This window comes from Rhodococcus sp. BL-253-APC-6A1W (assembly GCF_012843405.1).
Taxonomy (GTDB): Bacteria; Actinomycetota; Actinomycetes; order Mycobacteriales; family Mycobacteriaceae; genus Rhodococcus.
On record NZ_JABAFB010000007.1, the window covers coordinates 30,523 to 43,670 of the forward strand.

The following is a 13,148-nucleotide window of genomic DNA, read 5'->3' on the forward strand; positions in this document are numbered from 1 at the left end:
GGGCGACCGGACGCTCGTCCTGGTGCTCGAATCGGATGAAGGCGATGACCATGAACGATGACCCCACCCGCGGCGAAGGTTCGCCGCAACCGCACCCCTATGGGCAAGGGCAGCCCACCGGTCCGTACGGGCCGGCGCAACCGACGGGCGCTACCGGCCCGGGCCAGTCGCCGGGGCCGTACGGCCCGGGTCAGCCCACCGGCCCGTATCCACAGGGGCCGTACCCACAGCAGACCCGGGGCACGGGGCGTATGCCCGGCCGTTCGGCGCTGGCGGTCGGCGCGATCGCACTCGCGATCGTCAGTGGCGGCATCGGTGGGGCAGTAGGCGCGTGGGCGGTCAAGGATTCCGGTGGCGGTACCGCGGTGGTCAACTCGCTCGATACGCCCGCGGAGGAGAACGTCACGGTCGTCGAGGCACCCGAGGGCAGCGTCCAGGCGGTCGCCCAGAAAGTGGTGCCGAGTGTGGTGCGGATCGAGGTGATGGGTCGCAACAGCAGCGGTGAAGGCTCGGGCGTCGTTCTCTCCTCGGATGGGTTGATCCTCACGAACAACCACGTCGTCGAGGGTGCGGGCGGCGGAGGACAGCTCACGGTGTACTTCTCCGACGGCACCTCGGCTCCCGCGACGATCGAAGGGGCCGATGCCGTCTCCGATATCGCCGTGATCCGGACCGAGGGCCGCAACGATCTCACCCCGATCGAACTGGGCAACTCCGACAACATCCAGGTGGGACAGGAAGTCGTCGCCGTCGGTTCACCGCTCGGGCTGGAGAGCACGGTCACCGCGGGCATCGTCTCCGCACTCGAACGGCCGGTGTCCACCAGTGGGCAGACGGGTAACCAGAGTTCGGTCATCGACGCGATCCAGACCGACGCCGCGATCAACCCGGGGAACTCGGGCGGCGCGCTCGTCGACATGGAGGGGCGTCTCGTCGGGATCAACACCGCGATCGCCACGGCCGGGTCGCAGTCCGGATCGATCGGGCTGGGCTTCGCCATCCCCGTCAACCAGGCTCGTCGTATCGCCGATCAACTGATCGATACCGGGACGGCGCAGCACGCCGTCATCGGCGTCCAGGTGCCGTCCCAGAGCCAGGACAACGGCGCGCGTGTCGCCGAAGTGGTCGCGGGCGGGCCTGCCGAGCGTGCGGGAATTCCCGCCGGCTCTCTCATCGTCAAGGTCGACGATCGGGTCATCACCGACGGTGATGCGCTGATCGCGGCGATCCGTTCGCATGCTCCTGGCGAGACGGTGAAGATCACCTACCAGGATGCGAACGGGAACCAGAACACCGTCGATGTCGAAACGACGTCGGGGTAGAGCGGCGAGGAGCCGAAAAATGGACATAGCTCACAATTCCGCGCATGCAGCGCGTCCGCCGCAGCCGCGAACTACCGTGGGTGTCATGGAACTCGAAGACCTGAGAATCGGCCGCGCCCTGGTCGTCATCGTCGACGACCGGGTATCCCACGGGGACAGCCCCGACGCGGCCGGTCCGCTCGTCACCGAGCTGCTGGTGGAAGCCGGGTACGCGGTGGACGGTGTGGTTACGGTCGCGGCAGACGAGGTCGAGATCCGCAATGCACTCAATACCGCCGTGATCGGCGGTGTCGATCTGGTGATCTCGGTGGGTGGCACCGGTGTCATGCCCCGTGATGTGACTCCCGACGCCACGGCCGACGTCCTCGATCACGAGATCCGCGGCATCACCGAGGCGCTACGTGCGTCCGGTCTGGCGTCCGGCAATGTGCATGCCGGATTGTCGCGCGGGCTCGTGGGGGTGTCCGGCTCGACGCTGGTCGCCAACCTGCCGTCGTCGCGAGCCGCGATCAGGGACGGCATGGCGACGTTGCTGCCGCTGGCGGCACATGTGATTCAGGAATTCTCGCGAGTGGAGGAGTAGGACCATTTCGAACGACGAGTCGTGCGGGACCCCCGCCGACAACGCAGCCGATCGGCCTGCGTCACCGTCCCCGAGCCGCGCCCGGATCGACCGGGCGCGGCTCGCGCGCATCTTCGGCGACGTGCTTCCCGAGACCACCCGTGACGAACGGGGCGGAGGGGAGGAGAGGCGAGAAGGTGGGCGCGATTCCGACGAATGGCTGCGTCAGCAAGTGCCTCCACACCACGGACATGTGTGATCTACCTCACGTTGGCAAGCCTAACCTTGCTCTGAGATGAACCCGTTACAGGCGGCAACGAAACGTTCCCGAAACATTCCGTTCGGTTCGCGTCCTCGTTCACCACCAGGCAGATCCTGTGCCCCCCGACACAATCCCGGGAGGTTTCTGCGCCGCCTGCTCGGGGAATCCCCACTCTCACCTGCTGAAACGCATTCTCGCCCGGACTCGCCTGTCCGGCAGGCGCGAGAACGCTGTCACATTCGCCCGTTGTGGGCGCGAGTACAGAAAGCCTCGTGGAGCGACGGGCTCACAGCCCCGAATGTCCGGCTCGCGTGAATCTCTAGCCGTTGCCCCGCGAAAGGTCACGGTCTAATCTCCCTCTCAGGTTCGATCAGGTCGCGGAGAGGTCTCACACACCGGCTCTTCGATCTCGAATCGGTAACGCAAAACCGTGTGGACGATTGACGCACCGAACGCACCGGCGGGTACTCCGGCGGTGCGTTCGGTGTGGAGAACGCCTTCGCGGGCGACGAGGGCGACCAGCAGTGCCGGACGCGGGTGCGCCACCCGGTACGCAGAGAACGGATGAGGCATTCATGAAGATTCAGACGCGACGCGGTTTCAGAGCCGCCCGCAACGCCACGGTGGCGGCGGCCGCCGTGGCCGGTCTGGTTCTCGGATCGACCGGTGCTGCAGGCGCCGAGGTCAACGATCAGAACCGGATCGTCTCCGACGGTAACGAAGTGATCGTCACGCAGGAGGACACCTTCATCGAGGGTGTGCCCCCGATCGGTGGAAGCCCCCTGAGCCGTGAGTGGTTCCACAACGGCCGTGGCCTCGCCAACATCGTCGGCCCCGACGCTGCAGATTTCGAGGGCACGACCTTCCAGTTCGGTTACCAGGTCGCATGGTCGGCGTCGGTAGACGGTGCGATCGGGTTCAACTGGTCGAGCCCCAGCCTTTCGGCGAAGCTGACCTCCAAGTACGAGGTAGTCGAGGACGCAGAAGGGAATCCCATCACGCTCCGCGACGAAGACGGGAACCCCATTCTGGATGATGACGGTAACGAGATTCCCGCGGTGAAGCTCACAGAGACCGCGACCGGCACGGTGGGGAGCATTCTCCCGCAAGCAACTGCCACCGTCGAGTTGTCGCAGGCCCCCGGCATCGAAGAAATTGTGGTCGCCGAAGGCGAGTTCGACGGCGACTTCAAGGAAGTCCAGATCGCCAACGTTCACGGTGCGGCCACCGGCGTCATCGGCCAGGTTTCGGTTCGCCCCTTCGTGCGCGCCATCACTTCCAACGGCGACAACGTCACGACCTACGGCCAGGTCTGGACCCTCTGAGTCCGGCACTGCCCATCCCACCAGTAGTACCCACCACCAAAAACGGAGTAATCATGGGAATCAAGTCGCGTGGCTTCAAGGCCGCCCGTAACGCCACTGTGGCCGGTGCCGCCGTTCTCGGTCTGGTCCTCGGTGCCTCGGGCGCCGCTTCGGCCGAGGTCAACGATCAGAACCGCATCGTCTCCGACGGCCTCGAGGTCGTGGTGACGCAGGAAGACACCTTCATCCAGGGCACCCCGGCCCTCGGCGGCAGCCCGTTCAACCGCGAGTTCTTCCACAACGGCCGCGGCACCGCCAACATCCTCGGTGAGGGTGCAGCCGACGCGGAGGGCACCACCTTCCAGTTCGGTTACCAGTTCGCATGGGCCGGCAGCATCGACGGCGCCATCGGCGTCACCTACTCCACCCCGGGCCTCGAGCTCGGCCTCAACCCCACTGATGTGGTCGAGGCGACGGTCACCGACGTCCTCCCGCAGGCATACGCCGAGCTCGAGCTGACCCCGGCTCCGGGCATCGAGGAGCTCGTCGTCGCCGAGGGCGAGTTCGACGGTGACTTCAAGTCCGTTCAGTTCGCCAACGTCCACGGCACCGCCTCCGGTGTCCTCGGCGCTGTCCAGGTCCGTCCGTTCGTCCGGGCGATCACCGCAAACGGTGACAACGTCACCACCTACGGTGAGGTCTGGACCGTCTAAGTAGACGTCCGGCACCTGCCGAACCGCACCACAGACTGGGCCCACTCGGAATCCGAGTGGGCCCAGTCTTTTTCGTGCAAGAGAGCTAAGGACGATCAGGTGTGGGCCGGGTGTGTGCGCCGCCCTGGCCCGGTTGGCCTGCCTGTGCCTCGAGGATGTCGCGGATCTGGATGAGCAGATCTTCGGCACTCGCCTCCTTGTCCGCCTCCTCGCTGACGAACTTCTTCTTCGCTGCGTTGGCGGGAAGGATGAGCACGAAGTACACGACCGCGGCGATGATGATGAAGTTGATCGCGGCCGTGATCACCGCACCCACATTGATGAAGGTTGCCGGATTGTCGGCGACGATCTGGAAGCCCCAGCCCAAGTCGTTGTCGCCGCCGAGCGCGGCGATCAGAGGCTCGATGACAAACGTGGTGAATGCGGTGACGATCGCGGTGAATGCGGCTCCGATGACCACCGCGACAGCAAGATCGAGGACGTTTCCTCGGAGGAGGAAGTCCTTGAAGCCTTTGAGCATGGTGCTCTCCTTCGTGCAAGGGTTCCGGCGACGAGCGCGGGCACGTGCGGTGGATCACATCCACAGGCTGACGATAAACCGGCCGGGCGTTCGGTATGGCCGTCTCAGGCAGTTCGGTGCCGACCGCACTCGGGTGCGCCGACAGTCCGGGACCGGCCCGCGGGCTCAGTGCAGCGTCACCGTCAAGGCACTGACCAGCGACGCGGCGGCGACAGCCGTGGCTTGATCCGGTTCGAGGGCAACCAGAATCACCCGCTCGTTCCGATCGCGCGCCGAGTCGGCGCGCTGGGCCAGCACGACGATCGCACCCCTCGCGAGGACGTGCGCGTCGGGCACCGCGGCGTCCGTCGCACCCGCGACGGTCACGACGTCGACGAGGTCGCCTTCGCGGAGAAGTTCGCCCACCCCGGCGTCCGCGAGGCGGATCGGGACCACACGCGCGTCCTGGACGCCGGTGGCCGCCGACGCGAGGCGTGGCCCCACCAGACGGGCGTCGACGAGGGTTTCCCCGGCGGGCACGGGGCCGGCGAGCGTGTGGCCCACGGCATTCGCGAGGTCGGTGAGTGAACCTGCGGCGAGACCGGAGGCGTCGCGTTCGGAGAGGGTGAGGTCGTCGGCGGTGAGTGCTCGCCCCGGGCTCAGGTCCCGTGCGGCGACGAGGACGGGCACGCGTTCGGTATCCGGATCACCGCGCAGCGCAAGGACTGTCGCGAGAACGGCGAGAACTCCTGCACCCACTTTCCGGGCGGTACCCGCACGTGCCCAGCCCGGCCGGAATCGTTCGGCAATCCGGTCGGGAAGGGTCGGCTGGAGCGAGGAAGGGCCGGACGGACGGCCGCGCCCGGGTGGAGTGAACCGGGGCGGAAACGACAACGGACCGACGGGCATGTGCCGACGCTATGCGTTCGGATCTGCCCGCCGGTCTCGCGAAGAGGTGTGCCCGGCGTCCTGGGGATGTGCAGGGCGCCTGGGGAGAACCCCGATCAGCTCGCTGCGGCGGCTGGGGTCGAGGACGTGCTCGCCGACGACGTGCTCGTCGCGGAAGAGCTCGACGAGGAGGCAGCCGGGGCCGACTCGGAGGTGCTCGACTTCGAGTCGCTCTTCGCGCTCTCGCTTGCAGTGCTGCCGCTGCGGGAGTCGGTGCGGTAGAAGCCGCTGCCCTTGAACACGATGCCGACCGAGTTGAACAGCTTGCGCAGCTTGCCGCTGCACTCCGGGCACTCGGTCAGGGAAGCGTCGCTGAACGACTGCACAATGTCGAACTTGTTGTCGCACGCCGTGCAGGCATATGAGTAGGTGGGCACCGCTTGATCCTCCGCCAGTTCGTCGTACCGCGGTATTCGTCAGACCGCAGCTTTGGCACTCTATCGCCGACAGTGCCAACAACGCTAGCGGGTGTGTTGTTCCGCACGGTTGCCCGCACCGAGGCGTACCAGCCCTTTCTCCGGGGTGAGTGCCCAGCCCATGCGGATGTCGTGAGGATCCTCGGGGAGCTCTGTGACAAGTTCGTCGTCGCGTACGACGGCGACGATCCTCGCCTCGGGCGACGCCAAGTGGAGAGTCCGGTCGTAGAAGCCCGCGCCCCGGCCCAGTCGCACGCCTCGGACGTCGACAGCGAGTGCGGGTACGAGCACCGTGTGCGCGTCGCCGACCGTCTCCGGCGGAAGTACGTTGCCGGCGGGTTCCCGTAGCCCGAAACTCGCAGCGACCAGCGAAGACTCGCCGCGATACTCCGCCCACGAGAGCGCCGACCCCTCGCGGGTCACCGGCACGAGGACGGTGACACCGGCGGCGACCAGCGCGTCGAGAAGCGCTGTCGAACCGGGCTCCGAACCCACGGGAACGTACGCGCAGACCGTCGAGCCTGCGGGGGCCAGGGATGCGGCCGTGCGCGCGAGTGCTTCGTCTTCGACGTGGCGAAGATCGCTTTCTACGCGGTGTCGCGCGGAGATAATCCGGGTACGCCAGAGTGCTTTGGAAGTGCGGGCCATGCGGGTCGCCTTAAGATCACGGGGCCACCGATCGGTTGGCCGAAGTTAGGGTGGGAGTCTATGACGAACAAAACGGACGGCGCGGCGTGGCGCTTCAAGACCGCGGTTGTCCCGGCGGCGGGCATGGGTACGCGGTTCCTCCCCGCAACGAAGACGGTCCCCAAGGAGCTACTTCCTGTGGTCGACACCCCGGGCATCGAGCTCGTGGCGGGCGAAGCGGCCGAATCCGGCGCGGAGCGCCTGCTGATCGTGACCGCGCCCGGTAAGGACGGTGTCGTCGCGCATTTCGTCGAAGACCTCGTTCTCGAGTCGAAGCTCGAAGAAAAGGGCAAGTACGAACTGCTCGCGAAGGTGCGCAAGGCGCAGGGCCTGCTCGAAGTCGAGTCGGTGATCCAGGAGAAGCCGCTCGGTCTGGGCCACGCGGTGGCGTGCGCGGAAGCAGCGCTCGACGACGACGAAGAAGCCATCGCCGTGCTGCTGCCCGACGACCTCGTGCTGCCCGTCGGTGTCCTCGAGATCATGCAGCGTGTGCGTGCCAAGCGCGGCGGTTCGGTGCTGTGCGCGATCGACGTGCCGAAGGAGCAGGTGAGCGCGTACGGCGTCTTCGACGTCGAGATCGTTCCCGATGCCGTCAACCCCGACGTGCTCAAGGTCCTCGGCATGGTCGAGAAGCCGGATGTCGCAGACGCCCCCTCCACCTTCGCCGCCGCCGGCCGTTATCTGCTCGACCGGGCGATCTTCGACGCACTGCGTCGCATCGAGCCCGGCGCAGGCGGAGAACTCCAGCTCACGGACGCCATCGCCCTGCTGATCGCCGAGGGTCACCCCGTCCATGTGGTCGTGCATCGTGGCACCCGACACGACCTCGGAAATCCCGGCGGGTACCTTCGCGCTGCGGTTGACTCTGCGTTGAACACGGACGAGTACGGTCCCTCGCTGCGCGAGTGGCTGATCGAGCGCCTGGAACAGTGACAGGCGGCACCTGGCTGGAGGTCGAGAAGCGGTATGCGGTCGGTTGAGGATCAACAGGCCAGGGTGACGGCGGCAGCAGTCGCACCCCGGCCGGTCCGGGTGGCCATTTCGGAAGCGCAGGGTTTGCTGTGCGCAGAAGAAGTGGTCACAGAGCGGCCGCTACCCGGCTTCGACCAGGCCGCGATCGACGGTTACGCCGTGCGGAGCGTCGATGTGCGGCTCGCGGAGGGCCGGTCCTCGGAGTCGGGAGAGGACGACGGACCCGACGACGTGGTGTTGCCCGTCGTCGGTGAAGTGCGCGCAGGTTCGCGGCAGCCCATTCGGTTGCAGCCCCGCCAGGCCGTCCGCGTGGACACCGGTGCTCCGCTGCCCACACTGGCGGACGCGGTCCTGCCGCTCGACTACACCGATCAGGGGACCGCCCGTATCAAGGTGCTCAAAACGGTGCGCTCGGGCGACTACGTCCGCCGCACCGGTGACGACGTGCAGCCCGGTGATGTCGCGGTGCGCGCCGGCACGATCATCGGTGCCGCGCAGGTGGGATTGCTCGCCGCGGTCGGCCGCGACAAAGTGCTCGTCCATCCCCGGCCCCGGCTCTCGGTGATCTCCGTCGGTGGAGAACTCGTCGACGTCGAGCGCACCCCCGGCCCCGGGCAGGTATACGACGTGAACTCGTATGCGCTGGCGGCCGCGGCACGCGACGCCGGGGCGGACGTGAACCGGGTCGGCATCGCGAGTACCGACCCCAAGCGACTCCGCGAAGTGGTCGAAGGTCAGCTGATCCGTGCCGAGATCGTGGTGATCGCCGGAGCGGTGGGCGGCGGTGCCCTCGAAGACGTCAGGGAAGCCCTGTCCGATCTCGGTGACCTCGAAGTGGAACGGGTTGCGATGCACCCCGGGTCGGTCCAGGGCTTCGGCAGACTCGGCCGCGACGAGGTCCCGACGTTCCTGTTGCCGGCGAACCCCGTCAGTGCGCTCGTCGTCTTCGAGGTGATGGTCCGGCCGCTCATTCGTATCGCGCTCGGACGGCGACAGCCGATGCGCCGCATCGTGGCGGCTCGCACCGTCGCCCCCATCACCTCCATCCCCGGCAGGAAGGGGTACCTCCGCGGGCAACTGCTGCGCGACGAGGCGACCGGGGAGTATCTCGTTCAGGCACTCGGGGGTGCTGCGGGCGCGTCGTCGCATCTCCTCGCGACGCTCGCCGAGGCGAACTGCCTGGTGATCGTGGAACCCGAAACCTCCGAGGTGCGCGCCGGCGACCGGGTGGACGTGGCGTTCCTCGGGCAGCGCGGTTGATGTCGCGACATCCCGGGTGGCCGGCCCGGCTGGGGCCGTTGCGGGTGGCGGGCGGTCTCGTCACCGTGCGCTCGCTCAAACTGCGCGATGCGGCAGCGTGGAGTCGGCTGAGGATGCGAGACCGCGAGCACCTCGAACCGTGGGAGCCCACCGGAGAGTCCCCGTGGGACATGCGGCACCACATCTCGGTGTGGCCCGGCCTGTACCGGAGTCTGCGAGCCGAAGCGCACCGGGGACACATGATCCCGATGGCCATCGAACTCGACGGGCGCTTCTGCGGACAGATCACGGTCGGCAACATCGTGCGCGGGGCGCTGCGCTCTGCGTGGATCGGCTACTGGGTGGAGAAGGACGTCAACGGTCTCGGTGTCGCCACCGCGGCCGTTGCGCTGGGGCTGGATCACTGCTTCGGACCCGTGGGTCTGCACAGGGTCGAGGCGACCGTCCGTCCGGAGAACCTTGCCAGTCGCGCCGTACTCCAGAACGTCGGATTTCGCGAAGAAGGCCTGCTCCAGCGGTATCTCGACGTGCACGGCCGATTCCGTGACCACATGCTGGTGGCGATGACCGTCGAAGAGGTTCCCGGTTCGGTGTCCGACCGCCTGGTTCGGGGTGGCCGCGCGACGTGGTCTTGAAACCTCCGACCGGTGTAACAAATGTAACTCCGAACCTGAGTGATAATCCTCAGGCTTCCGGTGAATTCTGTGACTAGAGTGAACAATGTGTCCTGTGGGAGTGCGTGACTCGAGTGGCAGCAGTAGTCGCCTGAGTCGGCGTTTCTCTACGGGTAATCGTGTACATGCCGCTAGCCTGAGTTAGGTCGGTGGCGCCGACGGACTAGCAGGTGACGACTGGGAGGAGGGCCGCCGGATGCCGAATTCACTCCTGTGGATAGGGCTTGTTGCCGTGTGGTTGTTCGTTCTGGTGCCCATGCTGGTCACCAAGCGTCCACGGATCCGGCAGACGACCGACGCCGCGCTCGCGACACGGGTTCTGCATCGCGGTGACGACGAGCCGATCGCCCCCCGTGGGCCGGCTGCCGGGCATCGCAGCGACCCGAACTGGCGTCCGAGTCGTGATCACGCGCACGGACACCCAGCGGAGGACCGCATGGACACAGACCTCGAGGACAGGCCCGGAACAGACACCGACGAAGACTTCTCTTCGGACGACGATTTCGCACGTACCCGCCGTCCCGGACGGGCGCCCGCACGCGACTTCGTGCCGCAGCGCCGCGGCCGGGGCGGATTCGACCCGCACGCCGATGCCGTGGCCAGTGCGCAACGCTACGACGCGCGTCAGCGCACGGTCCTTGCCTTGCTGATCGCCGCGATCCTCAGCGCAGCGCTGGCGCTCACCGTGTCGTCGGTGATGTGGTGGATCTGCGGCGCTGGGACCGCGGCGCTCGTCGGCTACCTCTTCTACCTCCGCCGCCAAGTACAGCTCGAGCAGGAGATCCGCCGTCGCCGGCTGGCGCGTCTGCACCGGTCACGGTTCGGCGTCGAGTCGCGCACCGACGAAGCACTCCGGCTGGTCCCCGAGCGTCTGCGCCGGCGGGGGGCCGTGGTCCTCGAAATCGACGACGAAGACCCGGATTTCGACCACCTCGGCTACTACGTGGACGACTCGGGTCACATCGACCCGGGCTACGAGGAGCCCCGTTACGCCGAGCACGGTTATGACGAGCACGGTTACGACGAACGTCCCCGCGACTACTTCGTCCCGCGCGCAGCGGGGCAGTAACCCGAACGCACAGAAGGCCCGCACCGCGTCGGTGCGGGCCTTCCGCTGTGTGCCTGTTGCGCAAGAAAAGGTGCCCTACCTGTGCCGATGGCGCGATTTCGTTTTGGGTGGGGAGGTTTGCTAAGGTTTCCGAGTCGGTTCCGTCAGGAACCTACGGGGCTGTGGCGCAGTTGGTAGCGCGCTTCGTTCGCATCGAAGAGGTCAGGGGTTCGATTCCCCTCAGCTCCACCATTTGGTCGAAGTTCCAACCCTGCTCCCGTGATCGGTGGGCAGGGTTTTTCGTATCCCCGTGCCCAGGTCCGCAGGGGACTCGTCCCACATTCGCTCGGATCGATCAGCGGCGCACCCGATAGCGCACGTGGAGCACCCCGTTGCCCCGGATCACCACGTCAGGATCTTCCAGAAGGCGCTGCGCGTCGACCGACCCGAAGTAACGCTTGCCGGTCCCGAACACGACGGGGACGACGTCCATGCGCACCTCGTCGACCAGGCCCGCGGCAAACACCTGGCCACCGACCTCGCCGGCGGCAACCTCGACCACGCGGTCACCCGCAAGTTCCTGCGCCTCGGCCACAGCGGCCTCGATGCCCTCGACGAAGCGAAACGGCGCCGCGGGTCCCAACCCTCGGGCGCCGCCCGATGGGTCACGACGACCACGTGGTCGACACCGCTCGGAGGCACCCCGTCCCAGCCGTCCGTCATGTCGAAGACGTGCCGGCCGACGATCTCCTCTGCTCGGGTCCCCGAATCTAGTGTGTCGCGAGCCGCCTTCTCGTACGAATTCACTCCGGCTCGTCCGAACACCCGGCGAATCGCAACACCCGACCGCTGGCGTGGTGGTGCCCCAACGTTCAGACTGGATCCATGGACCAGAGGATGAGTGATGACGAGCTTCGCCGCGCCATCCGCGTGCTGCGCGAACGCGCAGACCTCGCGCGCAGCGAAGGTCGCACCGACGACTGCACGACTATCGAACGGACCATCCAGCAGTACCAGGAGGAAATGGCACAGCGCCTCTGATCATCGACTCGGCACCGAATGCCGCCATGGCCGTTAGGGTGTCGCCATGGCGATCAAGGACCTGCGCGGCACCAAGTTTCTGGTAACCGGCGCAGCGAGCGGAATCGGGCGCGCCCTGGCACTCCACGCCGCCGGTGAGGGAGCCGAACTCGTCCTCACCGACGTGGCCGCGGACGGCCTCGAAGCAGTGGTCCGGCAGGTCAGGGACGACGGAGGCGTCGTACTTCATTCGGCTGCGCTCGACATCGCGGATTACGACGCGGTGGCCGCTTTCGCGGACGACGTCCACTCGCGGTGCGGAGCGCTCGACATCGTCGCCAACGTGGCGGGGGTGTCCGTGTGGGGGACCGTCGACCGGCTCGAGCACAAGCACTGGAAATTGATGGTGGACGTCAATCTCATGGGTCCCATCCACGTGATCGAGAGCTTCGTGCCGCCGATGATGGAAGCCGGACGGGGCGGGCATCTCGTCAACGTCTCCTCCGCCGCCGGACTGCTCGCGCTGCCGTGGCATTCCGCGTACAGCGCGAGCAAATTCGGGCTGCGCGGGGTGTCGGAGGTGCTGCGGTTCGACCTCAAGCGCAACGGGATCGGGGTGTCTCTCGTGGTCCCGGGCGCGGTGCGCACACCTCTGGTCGACAGCGTCCAGATCGTGGGTGTCGATCGCGACCGTCCCGAGGTCCGGAAGATCACGCAACGCTTCGTCAAGCACGCGGCCTCGCCCGAGAAGGTGGCCGCGTGCATCGTCACCGGTATCAAGAAGAACCGGTTCCTCGTCTACACCTCGTTCGACACGCGATTCGGATACTGGTGGGCCCGTAAGTTCGCGGCCCCCTACAACCTGGTCATGCAGGCGGCCAACGACTACTTCCGGCGGGTCGTCACCCCTCGCGCCGCAGCTCGGCGCGCAGATGGTGGGTGAGGGGAGTGTCGGCGTGTGCCATCCAGAGGTCGTACCGCAGCGTGTCTCCGTCGAGTACGAACCTCCGCCTGAGCTCTCGGACGGGTTTCGCATCCGGTGACCGCTCGAACACCACCGGTGTGAAGTCGAGCACCCCGTGTGACAGCTGAGAACGCTGGATTTCGACGAAGCCTGTGGGCTGCGAGACGAGAAACTCGATGTCGCCGCCCGACCGCCGGAGGTAGCCGTTTTCGGTGTGCAGCGGACGTCCGTCGTCGCGATGTTTCGTGCGGCTGACATACATCAGAAAAGGCTTGCCGGGCAACGGATTCAGCTCGATCGTCTCCACGTAGGCGAAGTCGTCGACGGTGGGGTAGTGGCCTTCCCCCGCACCGGTCCACCGACCGGCGAACGGTGCCAGTTCACCCAGCGGATCGGGGGAGTCTGGGGACGCGGACTCTGACACGGGCTGGCCTCCTGCTTGCGACGACACGTTCGTGTGATCCTCTCACCGGCCGAGCCGAACCCGCCCGCACTCG

16 protein-coding genes, 1 tRNA gene and 1 pseudogene are annotated in these 13,148 nt (G+C 66.9%); 12 read left to right on the forward strand and 6 right to left on the reverse strand.

Annotated elements, in window-relative coordinates:
• Window positions 1-50: 50 nt before the first annotated feature.
• The 5 genes from HF877_RS12215 to HF877_RS12230 all read left to right on the forward strand — a co-directional run bounded on the left by HF877_RS12215 (window position 51) and on the right by HF877_RS12230 (window position 4,163).
• A complete protein-coding gene (locus tag HF877_RS12215) occupies window positions 51-1,322 on the forward strand; it encodes a trypsin-like peptidase domain-containing protein (protein ID WP_169621699.1) in 1,272 nt (423 codons plus the stop codon).
• An 85-nt stretch (window positions 1,323-1,407) separates the two neighbouring features.
• Window positions 1,408-1,905, forward strand: coding sequence for a MogA/MoaB family molybdenum cofactor biosynthesis protein (locus HF877_RS12220; protein WP_206037042.1), 498 nt, complete (start codon window positions 1,408-1,410; stop codon window positions 1,903-1,905).
• Between the two features lie 4 nt (window positions 1,906-1,909).
• Window positions 1,910-2,143, forward strand: a complete 234-nt coding sequence (locus HF877_RS21635; RefSeq protein ID WP_346765158.1) for a hypothetical protein — start codon at window positions 1,910-1,912, stop codon at window positions 2,141-2,143.
• 578 nt (window positions 2,144-2,721) lie between these two features.
• Window positions 2,722-3,471: an MspA family porin gene (locus tag HF877_RS12225; protein ID WP_169621453.1), complete on the forward strand. Its 750-nt coding sequence runs from the start codon at window positions 2,722-2,724 to the stop codon at window positions 3,469-3,471.
• A 53-nt stretch (window positions 3,472-3,524) separates the two neighbouring features.
• Window positions 3,525-4,163, forward strand: a complete 639-nt coding sequence (locus tag HF877_RS12230; protein ID WP_169621454.1) for an MspA family porin — start codon at window positions 3,525-3,527, stop codon at window positions 4,161-4,163.
• 85 nt (window positions 4,164-4,248) lie between these two features.
• Here the strand turns inward: HF877_RS12230 and mscL are convergent, their stop codons facing one another.
• From mscL to HF877_RS12250, 4 genes are all read right to left on the reverse strand, one after another.
• On the reverse strand, window positions 4,249-4,683 hold the full coding sequence (gene mscL, locus HF877_RS12235; protein WP_169621455.1) for a large conductance mechanosensitive channel protein MscL: 435 nt from the start codon (window positions 4,681-4,683) through the stop codon (window positions 4,249-4,251).
• A gap of 165 nt (window positions 4,684-4,848) precedes the next feature.
• Entirely contained in the window at window positions 4,849-5,571 is a 723-nt protein-coding gene (locus HF877_RS12240; RefSeq protein WP_169621456.1) for an SAF domain-containing protein, read from the reverse strand.
• Window positions 5,572-5,666: 95 nt separating this feature from the next.
• Complete coding sequence (locus HF877_RS12245) at window positions 5,667-5,987, reverse strand: FmdB family zinc ribbon protein (RefSeq protein ID WP_169621457.1); 321 nt, start codon at window positions 5,985-5,987, stop codon at window positions 5,667-5,669.
• Between the two features lie 84 nt (window positions 5,988-6,071).
• Complete coding sequence (locus HF877_RS12250) at window positions 6,072-6,674, reverse strand: 5-formyltetrahydrofolate cyclo-ligase (protein WP_169621458.1); 603 nt, start codon at window positions 6,672-6,674, stop codon at window positions 6,072-6,074.
• Window positions 6,675-6,734: 60 nt separating this feature from the next.
• Between HF877_RS12250 and HF877_RS12255 the strand changes: the two genes are divergently transcribed.
• The 5 genes from HF877_RS12255 (at window position 6,735) to HF877_RS12275 (ending at window position 10,919) form a co-directional block, all read left to right on the forward strand.
• On the forward strand, window positions 6,735-7,646 hold the full coding sequence (locus tag HF877_RS12255; RefSeq protein ID WP_169621459.1) for a UTP--glucose-1-phosphate uridylyltransferase: 912 nt from the start codon (window positions 6,735-6,737) through the stop codon (window positions 7,644-7,646).
• A 33-nt stretch (window positions 7,647-7,679) separates the two neighbouring features.
• Window positions 7,680-8,945 carry a gephyrin-like molybdotransferase Glp gene (glp, locus tag HF877_RS12260; protein ID WP_169621460.1) on the forward strand — a complete coding sequence of 422 codons (1,266 nt, stop codon included), beginning with the start codon at window positions 7,680-7,682 and terminating at the stop codon, window positions 8,943-8,945.
• Entirely contained in the window at window positions 8,945-9,580 is a 636-nt protein-coding gene (locus tag HF877_RS12265) for a GNAT family protein (RefSeq protein WP_169621461.1), read from the forward strand. The genes glp and HF877_RS12265 overlap by 1 nt, the downstream gene beginning before the upstream one ends.
• Before the next feature lie 235 nt (window positions 9,581-9,815).
• Window positions 9,816-10,688: a gephyrin-like molybdotransferase receptor GlpR gene (gene glpR, locus HF877_RS12270; protein WP_169621462.1), complete on the forward strand. Its 873-nt coding sequence runs from the start codon at window positions 9,816-9,818 to the stop codon at window positions 10,686-10,688.
• Window positions 10,689-10,843: 155 nt separating this feature from the next.
• Window positions 10,844-10,919, forward strand: a tRNA-Ala gene (locus HF877_RS12275).
• Between the two features lie 103 nt (window positions 10,920-11,022).
• Here the strand turns inward: HF877_RS12275 and HF877_RS12280 are convergent.
• A pseudogene (locus HF877_RS12280) lies at window positions 11,023-11,408 on the reverse strand (dihydrofolate reductase family protein); the annotation flags it as partial.
• Between the two features lie 156 nt (window positions 11,409-11,564).
• On the opposite strand from HF877_RS12280, the gene HF877_RS12285 reads away from it, so the two are divergent.
• On the forward strand, window positions 11,565-11,708 hold the full coding sequence (locus HF877_RS12285) for a hypothetical protein (protein WP_169621429.1): 144 nt from the start codon (window positions 11,565-11,567) through the stop codon (window positions 11,706-11,708).
• Window positions 11,709-11,754: 46 nt separating this feature from the next.
• On the forward strand, window positions 11,755-12,630 hold the full coding sequence (locus tag HF877_RS12290) for an SDR family oxidoreductase (protein ID WP_169621463.1): 876 nt from the start codon (window positions 11,755-11,757) through the stop codon (window positions 12,628-12,630).
• Here the strand turns inward: HF877_RS12290 and HF877_RS12295 are convergent.
• On the reverse strand, window positions 12,590-13,075 hold the full coding sequence (locus HF877_RS12295) for an FABP family protein (RefSeq protein WP_169621464.1): 486 nt from the start codon (window positions 13,073-13,075) through the stop codon (window positions 12,590-12,592). The genes HF877_RS12290 and HF877_RS12295 overlap by 41 nt on opposite strands.
• Window positions 13,076-13,148 lie beyond the last annotated feature (73 nt).

Excerpts from the sequence above, each read along its gene's own strand:
- HF877_RS12215 (WP_169621699.1), top strand. The coding sequence starts at position 51 with ATGAACGATGACCCCACCCGCGGCGAAGGTTCGCCGCAACCGCACCCC.
- HF877_RS12220 (WP_206037042.1), top strand. The coding sequence starts at position 1,408 with ATGGAACTCGAAGACCTGAGAATCGGCCGCGCCCTGGTCGTCATCGTC.
- HF877_RS12225 (WP_169621453.1), top strand. The coding sequence starts at position 2,722 with ATGAAGATTCAGACGCGACGCGGTTTCAGAGCCGCCCGCAACGCCACG.
- HF877_RS12230 (WP_169621454.1), top strand. The coding sequence starts at position 3,525 with ATGGGAATCAAGTCGCGTGGCTTCAAGGCCGCCCGTAACGCCACTGTG.
- mscL (WP_169621455.1), bottom strand. The coding sequence starts at position 4,683 with ATGCTCAAAGGCTTCAAGGACTTCCTCCTCCGAGGAAACGTCCTCGAT.
- HF877_RS12240 (WP_169621456.1), bottom strand. The coding sequence starts at position 5,571 with ATGCCCGTCGGTCCGTTGTCGTTTCCGCCCCGGTTCACTCCACCCGGG.
- HF877_RS12250 (WP_169621458.1), bottom strand. The coding sequence starts at position 6,674 with ATGGCCCGCACTTCCAAAGCACTCTGGCGTACCCGGATTATCTCCGCG.
- HF877_RS12255 (WP_169621459.1), top strand. The coding sequence starts at position 6,735 with ATGACGAACAAAACGGACGGCGCGGCGTGGCGCTTCAAGACCGCGGTT.
- glp (WP_169621460.1), top strand. The coding sequence starts at position 7,680 with ATGCGGTCGGTTGAGGATCAACAGGCCAGGGTGACGGCGGCAGCAGTC.
- HF877_RS12265 (WP_169621461.1), top strand. The coding sequence starts at position 8,945 with ATGTCGCGACATCCCGGGTGGCCGGCCCGGCTGGGGCCGTTGCGGGTG.
- glpR (WP_169621462.1), top strand. The coding sequence starts at position 9,816 with ATGCCGAATTCACTCCTGTGGATAGGGCTTGTTGCCGTGTGGTTGTTC.
- HF877_RS12285 (WP_169621429.1), top strand. The coding sequence starts at position 11,565 with ATGAGTGATGACGAGCTTCGCCGCGCCATCCGCGTGCTGCGCGAACGC.
- HF877_RS12290 (WP_169621463.1), top strand. The coding sequence starts at position 11,755 with ATGGCGATCAAGGACCTGCGCGGCACCAAGTTTCTGGTAACCGGCGCA.